18 protein-coding genes are annotated in these 23,374 nt (G+C 53.4%); 8 read left to right on the top strand and 10 right to left on the bottom strand.

Annotation, left to right across the window (positions count from 1 at the left end; translation table 11 throughout):
* Positions 1–67: 67 nt before the first annotated feature.
* Positions 68–2,533, top strand: coding sequence for an ABC transporter permease (locus FBR45_RS10640; RefSeq protein WP_138502118.1), 2,466 nt, complete (start codon positions 68–70; stop codon positions 2,531–2,533).
* Between the two features lie 16 nt (positions 2,534–2,549).
* Here FBR45_RS10640 and lptB read toward each other — a convergent pair whose 3' ends face one another.
* The gene (lptB, locus tag FBR45_RS10635) at positions 2,550–3,281 is read right to left on the bottom strand and encodes an LPS export ABC transporter ATP-binding protein (protein WP_077921363.1); all 732 of its coding nucleotides are present in this window, start codon (positions 3,279–3,281) and stop codon (positions 2,550–2,552) included.
* Positions 3,282–3,405: 124 nt separating this feature from the next.
* Complete coding sequence (gene recJ / locus FBR45_RS10630) at positions 3,406–5,157, bottom strand: single-stranded-DNA-specific exonuclease RecJ (RefSeq protein ID WP_138502116.1); 1,752 nt, start codon at positions 5,155–5,157, stop codon at positions 3,406–3,408.
* A 40-nt stretch (positions 5,158–5,197) separates the two neighbouring features.
* Here recJ and FBR45_RS10625 point away from each other — a divergent pair, with 40 nt between their 5' ends.
* Entirely contained in the window at positions 5,198–5,620 is a 423-nt protein-coding gene (locus FBR45_RS10625; RefSeq protein ID WP_138502114.1) for a DUF2141 domain-containing protein, read from the top strand.
* Between the two features lie 140 nt (positions 5,621–5,760).
* Here FBR45_RS10625 and FBR45_RS10620 read toward each other — a convergent pair whose 3' ends face one another.
* The 4 genes from FBR45_RS10620 to FBR45_RS10605 all read right to left on the bottom strand — a co-directional run bounded on the left by FBR45_RS10620 (position 5,761) and on the right by FBR45_RS10605 (position 7,916).
* Positions 5,761–6,057, bottom strand: a complete 297-nt coding sequence (locus FBR45_RS10620; RefSeq protein ID WP_138502112.1) for a winged helix-turn-helix domain-containing protein — start codon at positions 6,055–6,057, stop codon at positions 5,761–5,763.
* A complete protein-coding gene (locus FBR45_RS10615) occupies positions 6,054–6,701 on the bottom strand; it encodes a hypothetical protein (RefSeq protein WP_138502110.1) in 648 nt (215 codons plus the stop codon). The genes FBR45_RS10620 and FBR45_RS10615 overlap by 4 nt, the downstream gene beginning before the upstream one ends.
* 63 nt (positions 6,702–6,764) lie before the next feature.
* Positions 6,765–7,139, bottom strand: coding sequence for a diacylglycerol kinase family protein (locus FBR45_RS10610; RefSeq protein WP_138502108.1), 375 nt, complete (start codon positions 7,137–7,139; stop codon positions 6,765–6,767).
* Between the two features lie 81 nt (positions 7,140–7,220).
* Positions 7,221–7,916, bottom strand: a complete 696-nt coding sequence (locus tag FBR45_RS10605) for a DUF1361 domain-containing protein (RefSeq protein ID WP_138502106.1) — start codon at positions 7,914–7,916, stop codon at positions 7,221–7,223.
* Positions 7,917–8,210: 294 nt separating this feature from the next.
* Here FBR45_RS10605 and FBR45_RS10600 point away from each other — a divergent pair, with 294 nt between their 5' ends.
* The 4 genes from FBR45_RS10600 to FBR45_RS10585 all read left to right on the top strand — a co-directional run bounded on the left by FBR45_RS10600 (position 8,211) and on the right by FBR45_RS10585 (position 12,832).
* Positions 8,211–9,569, top strand: a complete 1,359-nt coding sequence (locus tag FBR45_RS10600) for a DUF1800 domain-containing protein (RefSeq protein WP_138502104.1) — start codon at positions 8,211–8,213, stop codon at positions 9,567–9,569.
* A gap of 57 nt (positions 9,570–9,626) precedes the next feature.
* Positions 9,627–11,168 carry a DUF1501 domain-containing protein gene (locus FBR45_RS10595; protein WP_138502102.1) on the top strand — a complete coding sequence of 514 codons (1,542 nt, stop codon included), beginning with the start codon at positions 9,627–9,629 and terminating at the stop codon, positions 11,166–11,168.
* A gap of 105 nt (positions 11,169–11,273) precedes the next feature.
* Complete coding sequence (gene mazG / locus FBR45_RS10590; RefSeq protein WP_246082198.1) at positions 11,274–12,098, top strand: nucleoside triphosphate pyrophosphohydrolase; 825 nt, start codon at positions 11,274–11,276, stop codon at positions 12,096–12,098.
* Entirely contained in the window at positions 12,098–12,832 is a 735-nt protein-coding gene (locus tag FBR45_RS10585; RefSeq protein ID WP_138502100.1) for a metallophosphoesterase, read from the top strand. The genes mazG and FBR45_RS10585 overlap by 1 nt, the downstream gene beginning before the upstream one ends.
* Positions 12,833–12,907: 75 nt before the next feature.
* Here FBR45_RS10585 and guaB read toward each other — a convergent pair whose 3' ends face one another.
* Entirely contained in the window at positions 12,908–14,380 is a 1,473-nt protein-coding gene (gene guaB, locus FBR45_RS10580) for an IMP dehydrogenase (protein WP_077921366.1), read from the bottom strand.
* A 784-nt stretch (positions 14,381–15,164) separates the two neighbouring features.
* On the opposite strand from guaB, the gene FBR45_RS10575 reads away from it, so the two are divergent.
* The gene (locus FBR45_RS10575; protein WP_246082197.1) at positions 15,165–15,662 is read left to right on the top strand and encodes a cupin domain-containing protein; all 498 of its coding nucleotides are present in this window, start codon (positions 15,165–15,167) and stop codon (positions 15,660–15,662) included.
* Positions 15,663–15,943: 281 nt separating this feature from the next.
* Positions 15,944–17,311: an MATE family efflux transporter gene (locus tag FBR45_RS10570; RefSeq protein WP_138502098.1), complete on the top strand. Its 1,368-nt coding sequence runs from the start codon at positions 15,944–15,946 to the stop codon at positions 17,309–17,311.
* Positions 17,312–17,594: 283 nt separating this feature from the next.
* Here the strand turns inward: FBR45_RS10570 and FBR45_RS10565 are convergent, their stop codons facing one another.
* From FBR45_RS10565 to FBR45_RS10555, 3 genes are all read right to left on the bottom strand, one after another.
* The gene (locus FBR45_RS10565) at positions 17,595–18,677 is read right to left on the bottom strand and encodes a PA14 domain-containing protein (RefSeq protein ID WP_246082196.1); all 1,083 of its coding nucleotides are present in this window, start codon (positions 18,675–18,677) and stop codon (positions 17,595–17,597) included.
* Between the two features lie 116 nt (positions 18,678–18,793).
* The gene (locus tag FBR45_RS10560) at positions 18,794–20,893 is read right to left on the bottom strand and encodes an acylase (RefSeq protein WP_246082195.1); all 2,100 of its coding nucleotides are present in this window, start codon (positions 20,891–20,893) and stop codon (positions 18,794–18,796) included.
* 78 nt (positions 20,894–20,971) lie between these two features.
* Positions 20,972–23,374 (bottom strand): ABC transporter permease, encoded by a 2,403-nt coding sequence (locus tag FBR45_RS10555; protein ID WP_138502096.1) that lies wholly within the window; start codon positions 23,372–23,374, stop codon positions 20,972–20,974.

Here is a 23,374-nt window from a genome sequence, read left to right as displayed (position 1 = left end):
AGAAATACTGACTAATACTGCTTTTAGGGGCACTACCACCTGCAGGCCAACCTAACCATACACTCCCATGAATGGCCAGTCTCTCAAACTCTTCTGGCGACGAACCGCTCAGCGAAAGAGTCATTTTTTTATCAATCTGTTCGGACTGTCGGTAGCCATTGCGGCCACGACTCTTATTTTTTTGTGGGTAAACCACGAAATCAGCTTCGACCGGCATTTCAGCAACGCCGACAATATTTACCGTGTCTATCCGGAAATCAGCGTCAATGGTAAAGATTTCAGCAATGCCATGGCCCCGCCCCCACTGATGCGCGTTCTCACCCGCGACTTTCCGGAAGTTATGGCCAGCACACGTATCTGGAGTTACCCGAACAAACTGGTTAGCTACGAGCAGGAAGGCCACGAAACGAAGGCTTTCAACGAGAAACGACTGTATCAGGCTGACTCCACATTCTTCGATCTATTCAACATCCGGATGCTCCAGGGCGATGCCAGAAAAGCCCTGACGGTACCCTTCAAAATGGTCATCACCGAAGAAACGGCCATTCGGTATTTTGGCGAAGCCGTTTACCGCTCGGGCAAAGCCCTGGGTAAAAGTCTGTCCATCACTTTCTTCGGCAAAAAATACGACTGCGAAGTAACGGGCATCACCGAAAACGTACCGGCCAACTCGCATTTCCACTACGACCTCATCCTGTCTAACGTCACCGATCCCTGGTGTAACTCCAACGTCTGGGTCGACAACACCTATTACACCTACGTGTTGCTACGCCCCGGCAGCAATCCCAAAGCACTGGAGGCTAAGCTGCCTTCGCTCATCCGCACCCACCTGAACCCGCAGCTACAGGTAAATTTCGGGGTCAGTTACGATGCTCTCCGGAAGCGGGGCGAGTACTGGGACTACAAACTATTGCCGCTGACCGACATCCACCTGGGCTCTAACTTTGCCCGGGAGCTGGAGCCCAATGGCAACCGGAACAATGTTACGTTGCTGATGGCGGTTGCCTTTTTCATGCTGCTCATTGCCTGTATCAACTACACCAACCTGACCATGGCAGGGGCTATCGAGCGCTCGCGGGAGGTCGGTGTGCGGAAGGTGCTGGGATCGACGGTCGGGCAGCTGCGCGCCCAGTTTTTTACGGAGTCGGCGCTGATGAGCGGGTTGGCGCTGGTGCTGGCCACCCTACTGATCATGCTGCTGCTGAACCCGTTTACCGAGATACTGGGCGCTTCTTTACCAACTAACCCATTGCGTGAGGGTACCACATGGCTCCTGCTGGGAGGCATTTTTAGCCTGGTAACGCTATTGGGTGGCGCTTATCCGGCTTACTACCTGTCTACGTTTACGACCACACTGGCCCTGAAGGGGAAAGTTAGCCCCCGCTCAGGCACGGTAAGCTTTCAGGGGGTTTTGGTAACCGCCCAGTTTGCTATTTCCATCACCCTGGCCATCTGCTCTCTGGTTGTCTATCGGCAACTGAATCTACTTCGATCACAGTCAGCTGGTTTTCAGAAAGACAACGTGATCATGGTGGCCGACCCTTCTGTCAAGCTGCGCGATCAGTCGGAGGTGTTCATACAGGAACTTTCCCGTTTTCCGGGTATCAACAGTGCCAGCGTCTGCTCCGACTATCCGGGCAGCGGCAGTTACTCGTTTCCCATCGCGGCCCGGCGCAAAGGCGAATCAGCGGATCAGCTCCTATATAATTTCACCGCGGGATACGATTTTCTGAAGACCTTTTCGATCAACCTGCTGGAGGGACGCGATTTTGCGAAGACGTTCGACGATGCCAGCCCCAAACGGGTTATCCTTAACGAAACGGCAGTCCGGATGCTGGGGCTGAAAACACCCATTCATGCTCAGATCGTCACCAAAAACCTGAATGTACTTAAACTGGAAGAGCAAACCTACGAGGTGATTGGGGTAGTAAAAGACTTCAACTTCGAGTCGCTGCACAAAGCCATTCTGCCGATGGCTATTTTTCTCGATCAGAACGGTTCGTACATATCCATCCGGGTTAAGCCCGGCAATCCGGATCAGCACCTGGCCGCTATCCGGCAGGTATGGGAGAAACGGCTGCCCGGTATCCCGTTTGAGTATTCGTTTCTGGATTCTCAGCTGGATACGCTCTACAAAACCGAACGTAGCCTGAGCCAGGTGCTGGCTATACTGACTGGTCTTACCATTCTGGTAGCCGCGGTGGGTCTCTTCGGGCTAACCCTGCTGATGGTGCAGCGCCGAACCAAGGAAATCGGCATTCGAAAGGTGATCGGAGCGAGTTTAGCGGATGTGCTGCTGACGCTGAACCGCGATTATATCCGCTGGATGGGTGCTGCGTTCCTGATCGCCTGCCCAATGGCCTGGTTCGCTATGAACCGCTGGCTCCAGCATTTTGCCTATCAGGCCACGATCCCCTGGTGGTTGTTTGCCGCAACGGGCATACTCGCCCTGGGTATTGCCCTGCTAACCGCCAGCTTTCAAACGATCCGGGCCGCCCTGCAGAACCCCGTAAACTCGCTGCGTAACGAATAAACCCCACAGACGACGGCTATATCTTCCGCTTCAGTTCGAAGTGCTGACCCAGGTAGAGCCGCCGTACCTGCTCATCGCTGGCCAGTTCTTCGGCGGAGCCTTGTTTCAGGATTTTTCCTTCGAACAGCAGATAGGCCCGGTCGGTGATCGACAGGGTTTCGTTTACGTTGTGGTCGGTAATGAGAATGCCAATGTTGCGGTGCTTGAGCTTGGCCACAATGCTCTGGATATCTTCAACGGCAATAGGGTCAACGCCCGCAAATGGCTCATCGAGCAGGATAAACTTAGGATCAACAGCCAGCGCGCGGGCAATTTCGGTGCGCCGACGCTCACCACCTGATAGCACCTTGCCCTTACTTTTCCGAACGTGCGTCAGGCTGAACTCGTCCAGCAGCTCCTCAACCTTATCGCGCTGCTGTTTCTTGGGCAGGTCGGTCATTTCGAGCACCGCCAGCACGTTTTCCTCGACCGATAGATCCCGGAATACCGAAGCCTCCTGCGCCAGATAACCCAGTCCAAGCCGGGCGCGTTTGTACATGGGCAGGTCCGTTACGTCGATATCGTCGATAAAGACCTTGCCGCTGTTGGGTTTTACCAGCCCCACCGCCATGTAGAACGACGTTGTTTTACCGGCTCCGTTGGGTCCCAGCAGACCGACGATCTCACCCTGGGCCACCTGGTACGACACGTTGTTGTTCACAAACCGCGCCCCGTATTTTTTAACTAAATTTTCGGTTCTAAGAATCATTGACTTAATCGGTATGGAGTACGCCGGCCTGTAGCTTGCTCCCTAAAGTGGGCTGGCACCTCGGGGGAAACCAGTATGGTTCAACGTCGTTCTGTCTTGCCGGCGGTCGTAATGCTGACTTAGCTCACGAACACCGAATATCTTTCAGCATCAGCTGGGTCGATATGTTGCCGTTATATACGTTCTGCTCAACATGGTAGCAGATCGAAAACGGACTACCCGCCCGCAGGTGCCCGGCCATGTGGGCCATACCGAAACCGACGGCTGTCAGCGTTGGGCTCGGCCGGTGAGTGGTCCGCTGCCGCACCTGAATTTTCAGGTGTTTCTCTTTCATGATCGTCGGCTCGCTGGCCAGATACACCTCCTCGGTCATGAACGTTGGCTGCATATTGTGCGGCCCGAACGGCCCCATCTGCCTCAGTATCCGGACAAACTTGGCGTCGATCTCGCTGAAGTCCATGGGCAGATCGATGTCGATCAGGGGCGTCAGATGCTCTTCTTTGATCTTACGCGCCACCACTTCTTCAAACTTCTGCCGAAAGGCGTCAATCTTGTCTTCGGCCATGGTCATGCCGGCGGCAAACGTATGTCCCCCAAACTGCTCGAGCAGGTCAGCACACTCTTCAATGGCTTCGTACACATCGAACCCCGGCACCGACCGGGCCGAACCGGCCGCTTTATCGTTGGAGCGCGTCAGGATAATGGTGGGGCGGTGAAAATGCTCGATACACCGCGACGCCACAATCCCAATTACACCCTTATGCCAGCTGGCATCGAACAGGACGGTACTTTTGGCGTTGGTCAGCGCTTCGCTCCGCCGGATCATTTCCAGTGCCTGCTCGGTCATGCTGCTGTCAAATTGCCTCCGGTCGTTGTTGTGTTTGTTGATGGCCATCGCAAACGCATCTGCTTCCTCGTCATCTTCGGCCAGTAACAACTGTACGGCTGCTTTGGCGTGCTGGATGCGTCCGGCGGCATTGATCCGCGGCCCAATCCCGAACACCACGTTCGTAATATCCAGCTCGCTCCGGAAGCCTGCTATATTGATTAACGCTTTCAGCCCGGTTCGGGGTGCTGCGTTAAGATATTTTAACCCATAGTAGGCCATTACCCGGTTCTCGCCCGTAATGGGTACAATGTCTGACGCGATGCTGACCGCTACCAGATCGAGATGCGGAAACAGGTCGGTGAGCGGGATCTGGCGGCACTGGCAAAACGCCTGCAACAATTTGAAGCCGACGCCACAGCCGCTCAGTTCTTTGTAGGGATAGTCGCAGTCGTCGCGTTTCGGATCGAGTACAGCAGCCGCAGCCGGAATCTCGCTACCCGGCCGGTGGTGATCACAGATGATAAAGTCGACACCCAGCGCTGTAGCATGAGCCACCCGATCAACCGATTTGATGCCACAGTCGAGCGCAATGATCAGTGTAAATCCGTTCTCGGCTGCCCATTCGACGCCCTGCTGCGAAATGCCGTAGCCTTCCTTATAGCGATCCGGAATGTAGTAGTCGATAGCCGAATGGTACTGTTTCAGAAAGCCATAGACCAGCGCAACCGAGGTGGTACCATCTACATCGTAATCGCCATAGATCAGAATTTTCTCCGGCTGTTCCGGATCCATAGCCCGATCCAGACGACTGATGGCCCGATCCATATCGCGCATTAGAAAAGGATCGTGTAAGTGATTAATTTCAGGCCTGAAAAAGGCCCGGGCCTCCTCGTAGGTATGCACACCCCGCTGCACCAGCAAAGCCGCCAGAAACGGACTAACCCCCAACGACGCCGTCAATGACTCAATAGCAGTCTGTTGTGGAACAGCATCGGGAAAGGGTTTCCTAATCCATCGTTTGGCGGGTGGTGTCGACTGGGCTATCATAAATGCAAAATAAATCCGTTTTTAGAGAAACTTCGTGTCTATGCTTCTTTTGCTATCGTTCATCAACCTGTTTTTCACCGGTTTTCAGTCCGCATCCCCACCCGCCAAAGTAGGTTTAACGATTGATATTCAGAATATCCGCAAAAAGCAGGGCGCTGTGTACATAGCCCTGTTCGAGCCCGGCAAAACATTTCCTGAAGGTAACCCGATGGAAGGCCGGAAACTCGACGTAACCGGCAGCAGCGTAAAAGCCACTTTTTCGGTAGAGCCCGGCGAATATGCGGTGGCGGTGTACCACGACGAAAACGGCAACGGAAAAATGGACAAACGGGTATTCGGCATTCCCAAAGAACCGTATGGCTTCAGTAATAATTTCCGGCCGGTAATGTCGGCTCCAAAATTCGGCGACTGCCGCTTCAGCGTTAACGAGAGCGGCAAGGCAATCAGCATCCGGTTAGAGTAACTGTTCCTTCCGCATCCGGTTCAGCGAGACCGTCGGCCTCAATCATTTTACTGGCCAGCCCCGCAGGCCCTGTCGACGCGCGCCCGTGTCAGTTTATAGCTTACTGACCCATACATAGTATAGCCACTATGATTGCGGGGTTACAGGTTTTTGATGAAGGCTTCGAGGGCGTTGAGGTGGTCCTGAAAAGCCTGGCGGCCGGTGTCGGTGGCTGCGTAGGTGGTGTTTGGCTTTCGACCCACAAACTGCTTGGATACAGTAACATACCCCGACTCTTCCAACGCCCGCAAATGCGTTGCCAGGTTGCCGTCGGTAAGACCGAGCAACTCCTTCAGCGCGTTAAAACTCATGGAGTCATTTACCATCAGTACTGACATGATATTCAGACGCGCTTTGCTCTCGAAGGCTTTGTTAAATTGAGCGAGCAGATCGATCATGCCGTATTTCGTTCATATTTATAATACATGGTGAGGCCGTAGACAATGTGCAGCACACCAAACCCGATGGCCCACGCCAGCAGGTTATAGCCGGGCCAGACTAACGCCAGCAACCCCAGCCCAATTTCGCAATAGCCCAGCGATTCTACATCCCGGACGGTGTACCGACTGCCGTTCAGCAGGGCCAGGCCGTAAAAGATCAGCGTAGCCGGAAAGGCCAGCCAGATGAGCTTGTGCATCAGCAGAACCAGGCAAAATAAGCCCCCCGTAGCCAGCGGAACCAGCATAGCCCACAGTAACCGCCGTGAGCTGGCATTCCAGACGCGTTGCTCCTGCCGGCGGGCTTTCCGAACGGTAAAGTAGGTTCCTGACAGCAAGGCCAGTACCAGCACCGCTACCGCCACCTGCACCAGAAACGGCACGAGGGCTGCGCGGGTCGTATCGGTATTCGGACCGGCGGGCAGATAGCCTAATGCACTGACCCAGTCGGCGCGAAGTCGTGTGTAGACAACGGCTGCCCCGGCCAGCGCCACCACCCCCGCCGATACGCCCGACAGCCCGCTCAGGGACAGGAATTTGGACGACCGTTCCATCAGGCTGCGGATCTCTGTCAGCGTCTGCAGATGTTCGTGAGATTCGTACATAAGATCGTGTTCAATTTAAAGGAGTCAACCGGGCCTCAACGGCTGGGTTGGCTGGTCAACGGTTTAGTTACTCATGAAACGCTCGAGCAGGTGTCCGCCCAGAATCAGAACGCCGACTACCACCGCCGTGATGGCCAGTATCAGGACCGCGCCCGACGAAAGATCCTTGACGGCTTTGATCTGCGGATGATAGCCCGGCGATACCAGATCGCACAACTTCTCGATGGCGGTATTGACGGCTTCAGCGGCCCAGACCAGACCGATCTGCGTTACTATAATGGCCCACTCCGTCCGGCTGAGCTGCAGCCACAGGCCCGCGCCGACCACCAGCCCCGCCAGGAGCAGATGGACCCGGGCGTTGTTTTCGAAACGGAACAGATCCAGGATGCCCTGCCCTGCAAATCGAAAGCTGCGTACTACCTTCTGCCAGTCGATCATTCGGCAAACATACAGTTGAAACAGGGTAGATAGCTGCCAGGCGGGGCAAAACTGCGGCCATACGGGCGCAAAACAGACTCCTTACCGCCGGGCGTCTTCTACATACCAGTAAAATGCAACATAGACGACCACCAGCACAAATCCGTACGATACCGTCATTTTGAGGCTCAGATGGTCCTGGTACACCCTGGTCAGCGCCCGCGTCAGAGCAAGGGGGCTAGTTAGAACGTCCCAGCTGTTCCAGCGGCCAAACCGACCCAGGTATATGCCCAGTCCCGACAAGACCTGACTGCCCAGCATGAGTCCCCAGGTTGGCCACATGCCCGCCAGGGGGCGCACGATCCGATGCACAATCAGTGTCGAGTAGAGGCCGGCCAGCAACCCGGTCTGGGCAAAGAGAAACAGGGTCATCGTGTCGAACCAGAGCAGGGGCGGCTTAATATGCTGAATATGGAAGAGGTCGGTGATGATGTAAGGCGCATTGGGCAGAAACGCGAGCCATACGGCCAGGCTGCCCAGTAACAACCACCGGTTCAGGAACCCCGCCGTGCGCAGGTCGCGGAGGACCAGCACTACACCCAGCGGGAAAAAGGCCAGAAACAAATTCCGGATGAGCACGATAAAAAACCACCAGTTTCCTGTCAGAAGCCCCCGCATCGTGACCAGACTCAGACCCGCCAGGATTAAACCAGCCAGCGCCGTTAACCCTTTCCCGGGCCTGGTCTGTCCTGGCTGGCTGACCAGCGTCTGAGCAAATGGAGTAAGTAAATGTTGCATAAAACGTAAAGTACTTTGTTTGTCAAAGTAACGATGCCACTTTTTAATTTCCAACGTTTTTTCAGGAAATCATTTGAATGCTCTCGACTGCACTATAATCCTGGGAGGGGGGCAATTGATACCGCCGGTCCAGACGCCTGTCGGTATGATTATTTATCGAAAAAATAAGTTGAAACGCAGCTGCGTGGTTATATTCAAGTGGCTGACTGCTAATTAGTTGACTTATCTGTTGAGTTGTTAACAGAAGGGCTAATCAAGTTTATATATTGTTCGCTGACATAACACTCGTACATCATGCAGGTTTGGAACGCCGACTCAGCCCGCCATCTGCTGGCCCGTTGTCTGTTCGGTTACACCCGGGCCGATCTGGCCAAAGCGCTGTCGTACCCATCGGCGGCTGACTTTGTGAGCCAGGAGCTTCTGGCCGATCGGCCGCAGCCTGCTCCTCCCGCGAGCTGGGTAACCGAGCGCCCCGTGGCCAACGACACCATGCGGGGCGTTCGTTATACCGAACTGACCAGCTGGTGGCTGAATCGGATGCTGACCGAAGGCACCAGCCTGCGCGAAAAAATGGTGCTGTTCTGGCATAATCATTTCGTGTCGGACCGGGCCAAGGTAGAGTATCCGCAGTACATGTACCAGCAGAATGCTTTGTTCCGGCAGCATGTGTTTGGCGATTTTCGCCAGTTTACGAAAGAGGTCAGCGTCAACCCGGCCATGCTCATCTACCTGGATGGTCGGCAGAACAATAAAAACGCCCCGAACGAAAACTACGCCCGCGAGCTGATGGAGCTGTTTACCATGGGCATCGGTAACTACACCGAAACAGATGTGAAGCAGGCAGCCCTAGCCCTGACGGGGTGGCGGGTCGATGGATTGACGGCCGTGTTCAGCAAAGCCAATTTTGCCGACGTCAGTAAAACCCTGCTGGGCCGAACCGGTAACTTCACCTATGCCGATGTGGTGGATATCATCCTGAGCAAAGACGTCGTTGCCGAATTCATCTGCCGGAAGCTGTACCGGGAGTTTGTGTACTACAAGCCTAATGAGATGTTCGTTGGGCAAATGGCTGATGTGTTCCGGAAGGCCAGCTACAGCATCCGGGCTGTTTTGCAGTTTCTCTTTACCGCCGATGAGTTCTACCGGCCCGAGTACCGGGGGGCTAAAATAAAGAGTCCGACCGAGTTGATGGTTGGTGCGCTGAAAGGCCTGGGCGTTACCGCCCCGGATCTGGTTTATCTGGGTGACATGGGCCGGGTGCTGCAACAGTACCTGTTCTATCCGCCCGACGTAGCCGGATGGCCCGGTCAGCGCGACTGGATCAGCTCCAACACCTACCCGGCCCGGGGGGGCTATTCCGATTCGCTGATCAACGGCCGCAAGAGCAATGGACAAACCCTGCCGTTCAGGGTAAACCCGCTTGATTTTGCCCGTTCGTTCAGCAGCTCCGAAAATGCGCCCCAGTTCGTTAAAGACGTGCTTCGTGTGCTGCTGGCGGTCGACCCACCAGCCAGCCGGGAGAAACTGCTGCTGGATACGCTGCTCGACGGTACGGTGGTTACCAACTGGTCGACCAATACGCCCAATGCCGACGCCCGCATTCAAAAGTTTCTGAAAGCGCTGATGCGTCTTCCTGAATTTCAACTAACCTGATCGAGATACGCGCTTGACACACGGATCCGGTATCACACCCTACTACTCTCTATTCTGATGAACCGTCATGATTTTCTTCGCCAGATGAGCCTGCTGATGGGCGGTGTCGCGGTTGGCGTACAGGGCATTCCGGTGCGGGCTTCTGCCTACAATCCGTGGCTGGTCAACGGCTCCGCGCCTGCCGATACCATTCTGGTGCTGGTTCAGTTGCAGGGAGGAAACGACGGGCTCAACACGGTGGTACCGTTCGAAAACGATATCTATTACCAGAAACGGCCTGCCATTGCCATTGCAAAAGATAGCGTGCTGAAGCTGACCGACCAGCTGGGCCTGAATCCGGCGCTGGCCGGTTTTCGGGACCTGTACCATAACGCGCAGCTGACCATTGTTCAGAACGTAGGCTATGAGTCGCCCAATCGGTCCCATTTTCGATCGACGGATATCTGGTTGTCGGGGTCCGACGCCAATGTACAGGAAGAGGAGGGATGGGTAGGGCGCTATCTCCAGAAAAAGTTTCCGGCTTACCCCGTTACCCTGCCCCTGCAGCCAATGGCCATACAGCTCGGTTCCGTTGAGTCGATGCTGCTGCAAAGTAACGTTGGGTCAATGGGTACCGTTTTTGACAATCCGGATGCGTTTTATCAGCTCGTGAAGGGGACCAGCCACGATGCCGGTGCGCTTCAGAATACGCTGGCGGGCGATGAGCTTCGGTTTTTGAACCAGGTGGCTGCCCAGTCGATCCGGTATTCGGACGTGATCAAGCAAAAAGCCGATGCAGGAAAAAACACTGTCACCTATCCCAATACCAATCTGGCTAAGCAACTCGCTATCGTGGCCGACCTGATTTCGGGCGGGCTGACGACCCCCGTTTACCTGACCACGCTGAACGGGTTCGATACGCACGCCAACCAGGTTACGGCCGGCAACCCAACCGCAGGCCTGCACGCCACCCTGCTTCAAACCGTATCTGAAGCCATAAGCGCGTTTCAGAAAGACCTCACTCGTCAGAATCTGGCCGACCGGGTTACCATTATGACGTTTTCGGAGTTTGGCCGCCGGTTAAACCAGAACGGCACTACTGGCACGGACCACGGTACCGCGGCTCCGTTGTTTGTTATCGGCAAAACCGTACGCGGAGGTATTATCGGAAGCGCGCCCAGCCTGGGCGACCTGGACCCGAGTGGCGATATCCGGTTCAAAAACGACTTCCGGCAGGTGTACGCCAGCGTGTTGCAGGACCATTTGGGCGTCAGTGCCGACACCTCCCAACAGCTGCTAGGGCGTTCGTTTGAGACGCTCCCGATCTTCCGTCAGACATCGGCCCTTGAGGTGACCTCGGGTTCGTTTGCACTCGGACAAAATGCGCCGAACCCGTTTGCCGACACGACAGAAATTCAATTTACGCTCAAAAAAGCCCAGTATGCCCGCCTGACGGTATTTGACCTCCAGGGCCGCCCCCTCCAGGTTCTGCGCGACGGTTTTTACGATGCCGGCAATTACGTCGTGCCGCTGAATGGTACCGGACTGGTGGCGGGACACTACCTCTACAGCCTGCACACCGACTCGGGGCAGGCCGTGATGCGCATGGTTAAGACATAAGCCGGGACTAAGTCAGCCGATCTGCTCGTATCTTTGTTGTTTGTCATGGCATTCGGGCGGGTCCGGTAACAGGGAGTCAGGGTCGGGTGTCGGTTCATACACAACATGAAGCCATTTCACGAATTACCCCCGCGTCGTCAGGAGCAGCTGATGGCCTTCGATCGGTTGCTGACTATCATGGACGAGCTGCGGGAGCAGTGCCCCTGGGACCGGAAACAGACGCTCGAAAGCCTGCGCCACCTCACCATCGAAGAAACCTACGAACTGTCAGACGCTATTTTGGAGAACGACCTCCCCGAGATCCGGAAAGAACTGGGCGACATTCAGCTTCACCTGGTTTTCTACGCCCGAATTGCCTCCGAACTGGGTCGGTTCGACATGGCCGACGTGCTGAACAGCATCTGCGAAAAACTCATTCGCCGGCATCCGCATATCTACCCCGATGCCGCAGGTGGTACGGTGGTGGCCGAAACCGAAGAGCAGGTAAAAGCCAACTGGGAGCAGCTCAAGCTCAAAGAGGGCAATAAATCGGTCCTGGGTGGCGTACCGGGCTCGCTGCCTGCGCTGGTAAAAGCTATGCGTATTCAGGAGAAAGCCCGCGGAGCCGGCTTTGACTGGGAAGAACGGCAGCAGGTCTGGGAAAAAGTAGAAGAAGAAATGCAGGAATTTAAAGCCGAATTCAACGGCGATACCGGCGAGGCTATCGACAGCCAGCGGGCCGAAGGTGAATTTGGCGATCTGCTGTTTTCGCTGGTCAACTACGCCCGCTTTATCGACATAAATCCGGAGACCGCGCTGGAGCGTACAAACAAAAAATTCATCAAACGATTTCAGTACCTGGAAGAGCGCGCCCGCGCCAATGGTAAGGCGCTGGCCGACATGACCCTGGCCGAAATGGATGTATACTGGAACGAAGCAAAAACCGTCTGATGCGTATTGCCTTTATTACTGACCCGCATATTGGTGCCGAGGGCGAAAAACCAATGGGTGTCGACGTTCGGCAGAACTTCTTACAGGCCCTGGCTCATCTGGAACACATACGTCCCAACGGACTGGTTATCGGCGGAGACATCTGTTACCAGGCCGGTGATCGGGAGACCTACACCTGGGTGAAAGAATTGCTCAGCGGTTTACCGTTTCCGCATTATATCATTTCGGGTAACCATGACGATTCGGTGCTGATGGCAGAGGTATTTGGCCGGTCCAATTTTCTGACCGGGTCCGAACTCTACTACGCGCTGCCGCTGGAAGGGCACCCGGCCCTGTTTCTGGATTCATCGAAAGGCCAGTTTTCGGCTAAGCAGTGGGCCTGGCTGCGGGAGTACCTGCTGGCCCTGCGTGATAACAACGTGCTGGTATTCATGCATCACCCGCCCCTGCCCGCCGACGTAGCGTTCATGGACGCGCATCACCCGTTTTTACAGACTGAGCAGTTTCTGTCGCTGGTGCGTGAACTTCCTTGCCACGTTACGGTTGTGTGCGGCCATTATCATGTCGACAAAGTCGTACAGCGGGGTAACCTGCTGACGCTCTTATCGCCGTCTACCTATTACCAGATGAAGCAGGACAGCGACGGTTTCGCCGTTGATCATTACCGAGTAGGTGTTCGCGAGATCAACCTCGATACCCATGGCACCACCAGCACTGTGCATTATATTGGCTAAACAACCGGCCGCTGACGGGGCCGCGTCGTGCTTTTGCGCAAAACGGTCCTGCCAGCGGCCGGGTAGAACAGGCGATTACCGCGACGAATAGTTCGGCGCTTCTTTCTGAATCTGGATATCGTGCGGATGGCTTTCGCGCGATCCTGCGGTCGTAATCTTCACGAATTTGGCCTGCTGGAGCGCCGGAATGTCCTTGGCTCCGCAGTAGCCCATACCGGCTTTCAGGCCACCCACCATCTGATAGATGATCTCGGCTACCTTGCCTTTGAACGGTACGCGGCCTACAATGCCTTCGGGTACGAGTTTCTTGATGTCGTCTTCGGCATCCTGGAAGTAGCGGTCCTTTGAGCCATCTTCCATGGCCTCTACCGACCCCATGCCCCGGTAGGTTTTGAACCGGCGTCCTTCGTAAAGCACTACCTCGCCGGGAGCCTCTTCGGTACCGGCCAGCAGCGAGCCGATCATGACCGTGCTGGCACCGCCTGCCAGCGCCTTGGTGATGTCGCCCGAGAAACGGATTCCCCCGTCGGCAATGACCGGAACGCCCGTGCCCTGCAGCGCCTTGGCCGATTCGTAAACGGCCGTCAGCTGGGGCATCCCAATACCGGCAATGATGCGGGTGGTGCAGATACTACCGGGTCCTACGCCTACTTTAACGGCATCGGCCCCTGCGTCGGCCAGGGCTTTCGCCCCTTCGCCGGTGGCTACGTTGCCGGCAATAACTTCCAGGTTGGGGAACTGCAGCTTGATATTGCGTACGGCATCGAGCACACCTTTCGAGTGACCGTGGGCCGTATCGACGCTGATCACGTCGACGCCCGCCTTCACGAGCGCTTCGATGCGCCGGGTCAGGTCGGGGGTTACGCCAACGGCAGCGCCGACGCGCAGGCGCCCCAGACTGTCTTTGCAGGCGTTAGGGTGGCTTTTTCGCTTCAGGATGTCTTTGTACGTAATGAGGCCAACGAGTTTGTAATCTTCGTTGACGATGGGCAGCTTTTCAATTTTGTATTCCTGTAAAATGCTCTCGGCGTCTTCGAGCGAGAGTCCGGCTTTAGCCGTAATCAGGTTCTGCCGTGTCATGATTTCGGTAACGGGCCGGGCCAGGTTACGCTGAAACCGCAGATCGCGGTTGGTCAGGATACCGACCAGTTTGCCCGCTTCGTCAACAACCGGTATGCCACCGATTTTGAACTCACGCATGATTTTGTGGGCATCGGCCAGGGTGGCGCTTTCGGGCAGGGTGATCGGGTCAATGATCATACCGCTTTCGGAGCGTTTCACCTTCCGTACCTGGTCGGCCTGAGCCTCTACGCTCATGTTTTTGTGGATGATGCCAATGCCGCCTTCCTGGGCCATCGCAATCGCCAGCGACGATTCAGTAACCGTGTCCATAGCCGCCGAGATGAGCGGAATGTTGAGCTGGATGTTGCGGGTAAGCTGGGTGACGGTCGTCGTATCGCGCGGTAGAACCTCCGAATAGGCAGGTAAAAGCAGAACGTCGTCGTAGGTGAGAGCTTCGTAAAGAAACTTACTGGAGTCTAAGCTCATGGCAAATAAGCAGGTGGTGTTATTTGCCAGACAAAACTACGGATTTTTTCAATGCGTTCGGCTAAACGGGCAATAATTCACGAGATTAAACGCAAGTACTGATTTTGACAGGTTTATACTGGACAGTAGACAAACCGACTACGGGAGCAATGGGGTATTGACTGTACGGCATCGGAAAATGGAGTCTACCGAACCTCGGGATTGTGTAGTGCCGTATTTGATTACGTATAAGTATTTTTTTGCCTAGTTGACTCGTAAGGCCTTGCCCGATCGCGTAACGACAGTATATCGAGATCGGACCGCTGCCGCGGGCGGTCGCGGCAGCGGACGGCCGCCGATGCGGGAGAGTGTAAGCCAGACTTATGCTTGACAGTGGTTTTTTTACAACAGTGTTACACAGGCAAAGAGAGTATTGACTTTACCTGTGTAACACTGTTTTTTGAATTGTTAGATGGTATGGCTTCACCTAAATGCACTTATATAACGTCAAAATTAAGGTAACGATTTGTCGCCTGAACTCAGAGAATCGCTGAGAACTATATGTTGATTCCTGGGATAGGAATCTGAGTTTGAGCCCAGCTATAATTGATATGATCAAAATAAGTTGGCGGTTGTTCCTTGAAAAGACGATTTAAGTGATGGTAAGCTAGGGTGCTTTGCAAGATTATTGATGGCGTGGAACCAACTGGCTTTTTAACCAATCGTCGCTTATTTTCACAAGTACAAATCGTTGACTATCAGCATGGCTACTAAAGGGCAACTCCTGGATATGACTCCCGTCGGTATGAAGTTCACCGTCCTACAAGCCAGTGCTGACACCTTGGGTAAGTCTTTAAACCTTCACTGGGAATTGTTGCCGGGTTGTAACATGAAGGACCCCTTAGTGCATGCCCACCCCGATGCCATTGAAACCTATGAGGTGCTGGAGGGAGATATGGAATTCTATATCCATGATCGGTGGATTGCCGCCAGAGAGGGGGATCAACTCTCGGTTCCCAAGGGGGTAACCCACTGTTTCCGCAACCCGACCGATAAGGTAGTACGCGTCTTAAACACCCATCAGCCAGCCTTGAAAATGGAAAACTATTTTGAGGATGTCTGTAAAGTACTTGACAAGCTTACCGACCAGCGTCGAAACCGTTTTCGGATGAATCTACGAACGATGCTCTATATGAGTGTGCTGATGAATAAGTATCGAGCCGAAATTATTGCTAAAAATCCGCCGGATGGGGCCATCAAAGCGCTGGGTTGGGTAGCCAAGTTTTTGGGGATACGGTATTAAAAGGTTGAGTAATCAGGCCCTTATTAGTAGACTTCATTATAGCAGCGTTAAGCTCAGCAACTAAAAACTTCACCGTCTCACGAATCACTCCTAATTGAGACGAAGAATCTATTCCGCATATAGGCTTCGGCATTCTGGCGTTTAGTAAGAGGCTTTTAGAGCCGTAACGGTTTGTCGATACAGTCTATATTGTTCTTTTGTATCATTTAATGGGATACGGGGCTCAGTTGCATTTGGGTAGCTAAAAACATACTTTCGCTCCCCCTCCTGAAATCCCGCTCATGTCCACGACCAATCCATTAGGCCGGGCCCCAATCAAGGCCCTGTTTTTTCAGTATTATGGGCCGGCGCTGATTAGTATGCTCTCCTCGACGGCTCATCAGGTCATCAACGGTATTATCATAGGCCAACAAGTAGGCAAGGAAGGATTAGCCGCGGTTGGGCTCTACGGTCCCGTCATTATTGTACTCGTCTCCCTAACCCTACCCATCATGATCGGCGGGGGGGTGCTGATTGGAAAAAGCTTGGGAGCCGCTAACTACCAAAAAGCACAACAGGTATTTCAGTTCGCTACCACATTGGTCCTGCTGCTGGGGGGAATGCTGGCCTTAACCGCTCCTCTGGTAGCCAAACCGCTAGCCCAATTCCTGGCTGGCAGTGGCAATACGGCTTTAGCCCGTAACACGGCCAACTACGCTTTCTGGCAACTCATCAGTCTACCCTTCTTCTTTCTGGGCATGATATGGGGCAACTTCGTACGCGCCGACAACGCCCCCAAAGTATCTAGAAATGCCTCTATCCTGGCCGCTGGGGTTAATGTTGTCCTGGACTTGATACTGATCGTCGGCTTTCATAAAGGGGTAGAAGGCGCATCAATGGCTACCGCGATGGCTTTCGTTTGTGGCCCTATCTACTTATTCGTTTATATGCTTAAGGGCACTACCCACTACAGCATTCCATCGTTTCGCTTCAGCCTTAGACTCGATGAATGGCGTGATTATATCAAGATAGGTCTACCTTCGTTTGCCTCCGAAATTGCCTTCTCATCGGGTCTGCTGCTCATCAATCAAAAGCTGATTAAATATGGTTCTACGGCCATTGCCGCCTTCGGCTTAATCAATTATTTAAGCTTTATTCTCGTACGATTATTCACAGCGGCTATGATTGCGGCCCTGCCCATCATGTCCTTCAATATTGGCGCTCGGCAGCCTCATCGGGTCCTGGAAACGCTTCGCTTTTCCTTACTCTATACGCTGGCATTGGGTGTACTGATCGCAGCATTGGGTTTTCTAGTACCGGATCAACTCGTCACCTTATTTTCTGGTGATCAATCAGCTCAGTATCATCAAGTGGCGAGCCAAGCGATGAGCTTGTATTTTCTGCTGTTCTTGGCCGCTGGCCCCAACTATCTTTTGGCCGCTTACTTGCAAAGCACCGGTAAACCAACTTTATCAATCTTGATCAACTGTTTGAAGGGTTTTGTGCTGGTCGTCCTTTGTCTAGGGGTGTTGCCTGATCGGTTGGGCTTAAGCGGGGTGTGGCTATCACGCTCCCTGGCCGAAATCCTAACGTTGCTGCTAGTGAGTCTGTACACGTTGTATTACCGAAGCAAGTATTACGCTGAAAGCACTCTATTACCCGCTGCTTAAGGCTAAACAATCTCGGGTGGCTAAAGCGAATCACTAATAGCATTAGCTACCGACTTGTCCCATTCTTACAAAAGGCTCGCACGTGAGACGAAGAAACGTACATGAATAGGCTCGTGCCGGAGATGACGAGGTATCGATGTATCTGCCTAATCAATCGGGCGTTTAGTGAATCAACTTCTATCATTAAACGAACTGCTTCTTCTATTAAAAAGGGACTGGACTCAATCCAAGTCCGGAAGAATTGATTCCGATTGGTATCCTTCCGTAGACGAGCAAATCTAACTCAACGAATGGTAATCACGACCCGTCGGTTTTTGCTCCGCTCGCCTTCGGTCATGTTGTCGCCGAGCGGCTGGGTACTGCCAAACCCTTCGGTGGTTATCCGTTCATCAGCGACCCCTCGCCGGATCAGGTACGTTGCTACCACTTTCGCCCGCTGCTCGGATAAGGCCCAATTCAGCCGGGGATCACCCACATTGTCCGTGTGGCCGGCAATGTGGATGTGCCAGTGCGGATTGTCGTTCAGGGCTTGAACCAGCTGGGTTAATTCCATCGATGCCTCAGTCAGCAATACGTAGCTACTTTGTTCAAACTGCACCGTCTGTAAAATAAAGGCAACGCCGATGCTGATAGCCGGTTGCGGTTCGGCATCCACACGACGGATGGGCAAAGATACGGCGGTTAATGAATCAGTAGCCGTTATGACTCTCGGGGGTACTGGTGCCGGGATTAGCTTCGTCTCAGCGGTCTTTCGTTTTTTGAGTAGTGTCGGTTTAGCCAGCGTTGACACAACGGCTGGTGGCTTGGTAATGGGTGTAGTTACCCCTTTAGGAGCTTCCCTCAGTAGGGGAGCTTTTTGAAAAAAATACTGCGCGGGTATGAATTCTCCACTCTCGACGAACGGATTCAGGGTGGATTGGGGCGTTGGCGGGGGCTTCCAGTAGAGGTAAATTTCGCCCCATTCGATGGCATTGAAATAATCAACCCGCAGATCGTAATACTGGCCGGCTTTCAGCGCGATGGTACCATTATAACGTTTATAGGCGTTTAGCTGCCAGGAATCCAGCACGAGCTTGTTGCCCACCCAAACCCGGATGCCATCATTCACTTTCGCAAAAAACTCATACTCCCCCGTCGTGGGAGCCAGCAGTTTACCCGTCCAGCGAATCGAATAGTAGGAGCGGGAAAGACCCTCTCCCGGACTCCGTTTGTCCCAGTTGAAACTGATCGCTGGATCGATTCGGGAGAAAGCTTTCTGCTCAAAATTTGTTCCGACGTAGTAATCACCTCTCAATCCTGACTGAGCCCATGCCTGTTGTGCCAGCAGACTAAGCAGCATGTACCGAAGAACTATGAGTGGTTTCATAAACAGATTTCTACAGCAATCGTATCCGTGACCAGAACTTAGCGTACACTAGGTTTCAAGCTGCATTTCCGGACTCATGATCATTCCAGACAGCCTACCGAGCCGGTTTAGACCAATTAAGGGGTTAGAGTAAGCCGTAGCGTTTCCTGCCTCTCCAGTTGCTGGAGGATAGCTGGCTTCTCGAGCAAGGCCTCCCGAAGTTTTTTCTCAGACATGCGTTTCCAGCTATCACCATTGTGCTTATGACCCGGTTGACTTGCATTTCCGTAGCTGAGCGATACCTGCGCTCGCGGCTTTTCACCAAACTCCGTAATGGCGACATAGGTATCGCCAGCAACAGCCCGATTGATTTGTGGTTGACTGCGGTCCGGGACAAAATGAATGGTTCGGTAGATGCCATATTGTTCGGAGCCACCATTGGCTGGGTAATCTTTTCCGGCTGGCCCGAATCGGTTTATGTCTCCCCAAGCAATATCCAAACGGCCGTATTTTTTAAGTACCTGATTGGCGGCATTACGCAGTAGGTCAACTGCTTTTTTAGGGTCTTTTAAGCCATCGGGTGTACTGACAGGACGCCCAGCATCCCAGCCAATGGCAACCATTCCCGGATTGAACTGATCAAACCAGGACGTAAATAAAACAGCCCCCCGGCTATCCCCATTGGTCGTTTTGTCCCAAGCTTTCAATACTGAAGCCGCCTGCTGGATTAAAGAATCAGGGTATTGCTCCGTGGCTGCCAGTAGGTCATCCAAGAATCGATCAGCGGCTTCCAGACCCGTGTTCAGTTTGTAACCCGCCAATTCCCCGAAGCTAATCGCTGCATCGTCTTTCACTAAATTAATTGACCGCTGGGGGCGGAGCCGTAAGGGAATCACTGGCGACATATATGAGGGAAAGGGCCCTGGATTTACTACACTAGGAAACGTGCAGCTCCAGGGGGCATCGTTGGCATTCTGTACAAAACCGGATGCTGGGTTTAAAACGCGGGGTAGATCTTGATAGGGATGTGTTTTCGTCCAGATGTATTTCGAGCTAGCCCCGTCGATAGCTCCCTGCCAGAAAGGCCAGTCACCTTCACTACGGACAGGAACATTCCCATTAAACAAATACAGAATGTTTCCAGTCTTATCAGCATAAATGATGTTAAACATGGGCAGCTGCATGCGCTGAACAGCCGTTTCAAAGTCCGCCAGATTTTTCGCTTTAGCCATTGCATGATGCTGGGCAGCAATGCCCGGATTCGTTAGCCCAGCAAATCGGAAGGCATATGTTTTCCCATCTTTGGTCTGCATGACCGGCCCATGCTGGCTGTAGCGGTAGGTAATCGACTGCGGCTTGAGTTGTCCATCGGGTTGGCGGACCTGGAGCGTAACGACTTTTGTTTCAAAGGCTTGTTTCGAACCGTCCAGCCTATAGCCATCATCCTGCAACGTGAGCGCATACCGGTCTGCCGCATCGATGGTATTGACGGTATGTGTCCAACCAAGCTGCTCATTAAAGGCAATGTTGAGCACGGGTTGACCCACTAGGGATGCTCCGTAGGCCATAAAAGCAGGGCCGTTCAGATGTGCTTCAAAAAACAGAAAGAAGTTTTCCCAGGGCAGGTGCGGATTGGCCATCAGCATCGCTTTCTTTGAGGCTGACTTAATGGGGGCAATGGCGTAGGCGTTTGAACCGGGCAGCATGACCCGGGCTGCTCCCGCTTCTGATCCGCCGATAAATTCCAGACAAATCACGCGAGTAATATGCGCCAGGACATCCTGGGGCGTTATGGGTAACACTTGTTTGAACTCGTCCCCGATAGCTTCAGGGTGCGCTTTGGCGTAGGCATTTAAACCCCTGACGAAACTGTCCAGACAGGGCTTATAATCGCTTGGCTGTTGGGTATAGTGTTTCTTCGCTTGTTCAGCGACACCAAATAAGGTCACGATCTTATCCGAATCTAGAAAAGAAGGTCCCCAATACTCGGCAGCCCGCCCTCTGGCCTGACCGTAGAGCCGAAGCAGCAGGTTGGCGTGATTCTCCATTTGGGCGTAGCCAAAGCCATAATACATGGCTTCTACCGTTTGCCCATATACGTGAGGCACGCCCGCCGTATCCCATAAAATCTCGACGGTCGAAGCGGCAGAATTACCTGTCTTTACCGTCTTATACGTGGTCGGTTGGGCCGTAGCCATCAGACTCATCAGCAAAAAGCAAACGATACTATAGTTCATATACAGGAAAGGGAATAGATAGATAAGAAGCCGAAGGGAGGTTGATGATCAACAGTCAACCAATTAGAAGAAATCGGATCAGTCGCTTTTTAGATAGCGAATTGGGTTGTCCCGAACCGCTTTCAGCGCTTGCCGCGAGACGGTCAGGCCCGTAATAAGACCGGTTAACAGGAGCGTACAGGCTAGCAACCAGCCATTGACCGAGATTCGGTGGGTGTATTGCTGTAACCAATTCGATAATAGCCAGACTCCCACGGGTGCCGCTACTGAAAAGCCCAGGCCCAATAACTTACCGAATTCTTGCCCCAGCAGCCAAACCAGTTGTCCGGTCCTGGCGCCTAGTACCCGACGAACACCAATTTCTTTGGCTTTCGTCTCGGTCAGGAAGGTAACCAGCCCATACAAGCCCAGGCAACTTAATCCAATGGCAACCAGCGCAAAGGCTTGGACAAAAGCGGCCAATAATCGCTCAAGTTCGGTAAAGCTTTCCAGGAGATCGGTAACGGTCTCGGCATGGTAAACCTGATTTGGTAGCACCCGATCCCAGACCTGTTGGATGGCCCGGCGAGTCTGACCGGAATGAGTTGGAGTCAACCGAAGCATGGCTACCCGGCTATGGAGACCGTCATTGACTAAGGTGATGGGTAAAATGGGCTGGTGTAAATCGCCACTGCGAAAATCCCGCACCACGCCGACAATAACCCGTTCAACATCTTTCACCCGAATGGATTTCCCCACAATCGCCGTTGGCGAGGAAACCCCTAACTGCCTGACCATTGTTTCATTCACCAGCACATCGCGGCCAGTGGTGTCGGTGGAGCGGACGTTTTGACCCGCCACCAGTGATAAAGCAAAAACCGACAAGTAATTAGCGTCAATTGCCCGAACGCGCGTTTCAAACGGTTCCGGCCCGGTAGCGGAATGATAGCTAAACGGACTGGGCCGATTATAAGGGGAAGCAGGCGGGTCACTGCCGAATGCCACCTGCTCGACGCCTGGAATTTGTCCCCACTGCTCGCGTAGGGTCGAGAGGGGGGCAGGACTATGTTGGGGTAGAAAAACGGCGAGGGTCGATGCCGGTTGAAAGCCCCACGGAACTTGCTGCATGTGTCGGAGTTGCAATGTGATGACGAGCACACTCAGAATGAAAAATTGCATTAACACGAATTGCCCCCAAATGAGCCCCTGCCGAACCGTCAGTTTACCAGCCAGCCGAGTTGTCAATTGGCTGGCCAATGCGTTGGCTGGATTGAAACGGGCCAAAACGAACGCTGGATATAAACCTGAGAGCAAAACAACCCCAATGAGTAATCCCAGAAACCAGCCTACTGCCCGAGGCTGAGTTACATCGAGAATAGACAGATTCGGTCGGAGCATATCGGCGCTCGCGGCTAGTGTGCGGTTAATGAACGGTAAACACAGTTGAGTGAACAGCAGGGCAACCAGCATCGCCCCAATTACCAGAAGGGCCGTTTCCAGCATAAGTTGACCCATCAATTGCCCCTGCGTACTCCCCATCACTTTGCGAACCCCGACTTCCCGGACTCGTTTTAAGGCTCTGGCTGTAGACAGATTAATAAAGTTGATGCAACCTGCCAGCACGAGTAGCACACCGACCCCTAGTAAGGCATAGAGGACTGGCCGGGGGGCCATACCACTACGTTCGTGATTGAGTTCGGCCAGCGGTAAAACCTGGTAGTCGTAATGTTGGGCTTCTTTAGCGGGTAGATTCTTACGTCGAATGAGGGGTAAACTTTGATAGAGAAGGATTGGGTCGGTTCCTTCCCGAAGTCGCACAAAGCACATGGCCTGTAAGCCTTTCCAGTCGTTTAAAGCGGTTGGGCCTTCCAATACGGGAATGGTAGCGTAAGACACAAAGGCATCATACCGAAGTTGGGTGTTCGTGGGTGGATCTTTAACAATACCCGTTACGGTTAGGTCGGTGCGGTTATCCAGTCGTAGCGTACGTCCTATAGCCGAGGCTGAGTCGAAAAATTTACGCGCGTATCGTTCACTGAGTACAATCGTGTTGGGAGCTGCCAAAGCTGTTTTACGATTGCCGCTAACCCACTCTACGCCAAATAAATCAAAATACTGAGGCTCAGTAAAACAGACGTTACGGGCTTCTGCAAATTTTTTAATCCAGCCGCCTTTGCCGTTCGGGACACTCAACGTACGACCGAAAAAAGTCTCCAGCCGTGCCGCATTCTCAACAAATGCATAATTCCGCCGAAGCACTTCGGCCAACGGGCGAGGGGCTGCATCGGTGGGCACAGTCCTCTCCCCTTTAATATCGGTCACTAGCCAATAGGTACGATCTAAATGAGGGTGGTAGCGATCAAAACTGAACAGGTAATTGACGACTAGAAAAATGACTAAACCACTCGTTAAGCCTACCGACAACCCTAGTAGGCTAATCAAGTTGACATGCCAATGCTGCCACAGGTGACGCCTGGCCACTGTGAGGTAGTGAATAATCAT

It is taken from the genome of Spirosoma lacussanchae (assembly GCF_005870035.1).
GTDB lineage: Bacteria > Bacteroidota > Bacteroidia > Cytophagales > Spirosomataceae > Spirosoma > Spirosoma lacussanchae.
The sequence above is the reverse complement of the archived record's forward strand: the minus strand, read 5'-3'. Positions and strand labels throughout refer to the sequence as shown.

Excerpts from the sequence above, each read along its gene's own strand:
- FBR45_RS10560 (WP_246082195.1), bottom strand. The coding sequence starts at position 20,893 with ATGAACTATAGTATCGTTTGCTTTTTGCTGATGAGTCTGATGGCTACG.
- FBR45_RS10640 (WP_138502118.1), top strand. The coding sequence starts at position 68 with ATGAATGGCCAGTCTCTCAAACTCTTCTGGCGACGAACCGCTCAGCGA.
- FBR45_RS10575 (WP_246082197.1), top strand. The coding sequence starts at position 15,165 with ATGAAGTTCACCGTCCTACAAGCCAGTGCTGACACCTTGGGTAAGTCT.
- FBR45_RS10615 (WP_138502110.1), bottom strand. The coding sequence starts at position 6,701 with ATGTACGAATCTCACGAACATCTGCAGACGCTGACAGAGATCCGCAGC.
- FBR45_RS10565 (WP_246082196.1), bottom strand. The coding sequence starts at position 18,677 with ATGAAACCACTCATAGTTCTTCGGTACATGCTGCTTAGTCTGCTGGCA.
- FBR45_RS10600 (WP_138502104.1), top strand. The coding sequence starts at position 8,211 with ATGCAGGTTTGGAACGCCGACTCAGCCCGCCATCTGCTGGCCCGTTGT.
- FBR45_RS10570 (WP_138502098.1), top strand. The coding sequence starts at position 15,944 with ATGTCCACGACCAATCCATTAGGCCGGGCCCCAATCAAGGCCCTGTTT.
- FBR45_RS10585 (WP_138502100.1), top strand. The coding sequence starts at position 12,098 with ATGCGTATTGCCTTTATTACTGACCCGCATATTGGTGCCGAGGGCGAA.
- FBR45_RS10625 (WP_138502114.1), top strand. The coding sequence starts at position 5,198 with ATGCTTCTTTTGCTATCGTTCATCAACCTGTTTTTCACCGGTTTTCAG.
- guaB (WP_077921366.1), bottom strand. The coding sequence starts at position 14,380 with ATGAGCTTAGACTCCAGTAAGTTTCTTTACGAAGCTCTCACCTACGAC.
- FBR45_RS10595 (WP_138502102.1), top strand. The coding sequence starts at position 9,627 with ATGAACCGTCATGATTTTCTTCGCCAGATGAGCCTGCTGATGGGCGGT.
- lptB (WP_077921363.1), bottom strand. The coding sequence starts at position 3,281 with ATGATTCTTAGAACCGAAAATTTAGTTAAAAAATACGGGGCGCGGTTT.
- FBR45_RS10610 (WP_138502108.1), bottom strand. The coding sequence starts at position 7,139 with ATGATCGACTGGCAGAAGGTAGTACGCAGCTTTCGATTTGCAGGGCAG.
- recJ (WP_138502116.1), bottom strand. The coding sequence starts at position 5,157 with ATGATAGCCCAGTCGACACCACCCGCCAAACGATGGATTAGGAAACCC.
- FBR45_RS10605 (WP_138502106.1), bottom strand. The coding sequence starts at position 7,916 with ATGCAACATTTACTTACTCCATTTGCTCAGACGCTGGTCAGCCAGCCA.
- mazG (WP_246082198.1), top strand. The coding sequence starts at position 11,274 with ATGAAGCCATTTCACGAATTACCCCCGCGTCGTCAGGAGCAGCTGATG.
- FBR45_RS10555 (WP_138502096.1), bottom strand. The coding sequence starts at position 23,374 with ATGATTATTCACTACCTCACAGTGGCCAGGCGTCACCTGTGGCAGCAT.
- FBR45_RS10620 (WP_138502112.1), bottom strand. The coding sequence starts at position 6,057 with ATGATCGATCTGCTCGCTCAATTTAACAAAGCCTTCGAGAGCAAAGCG.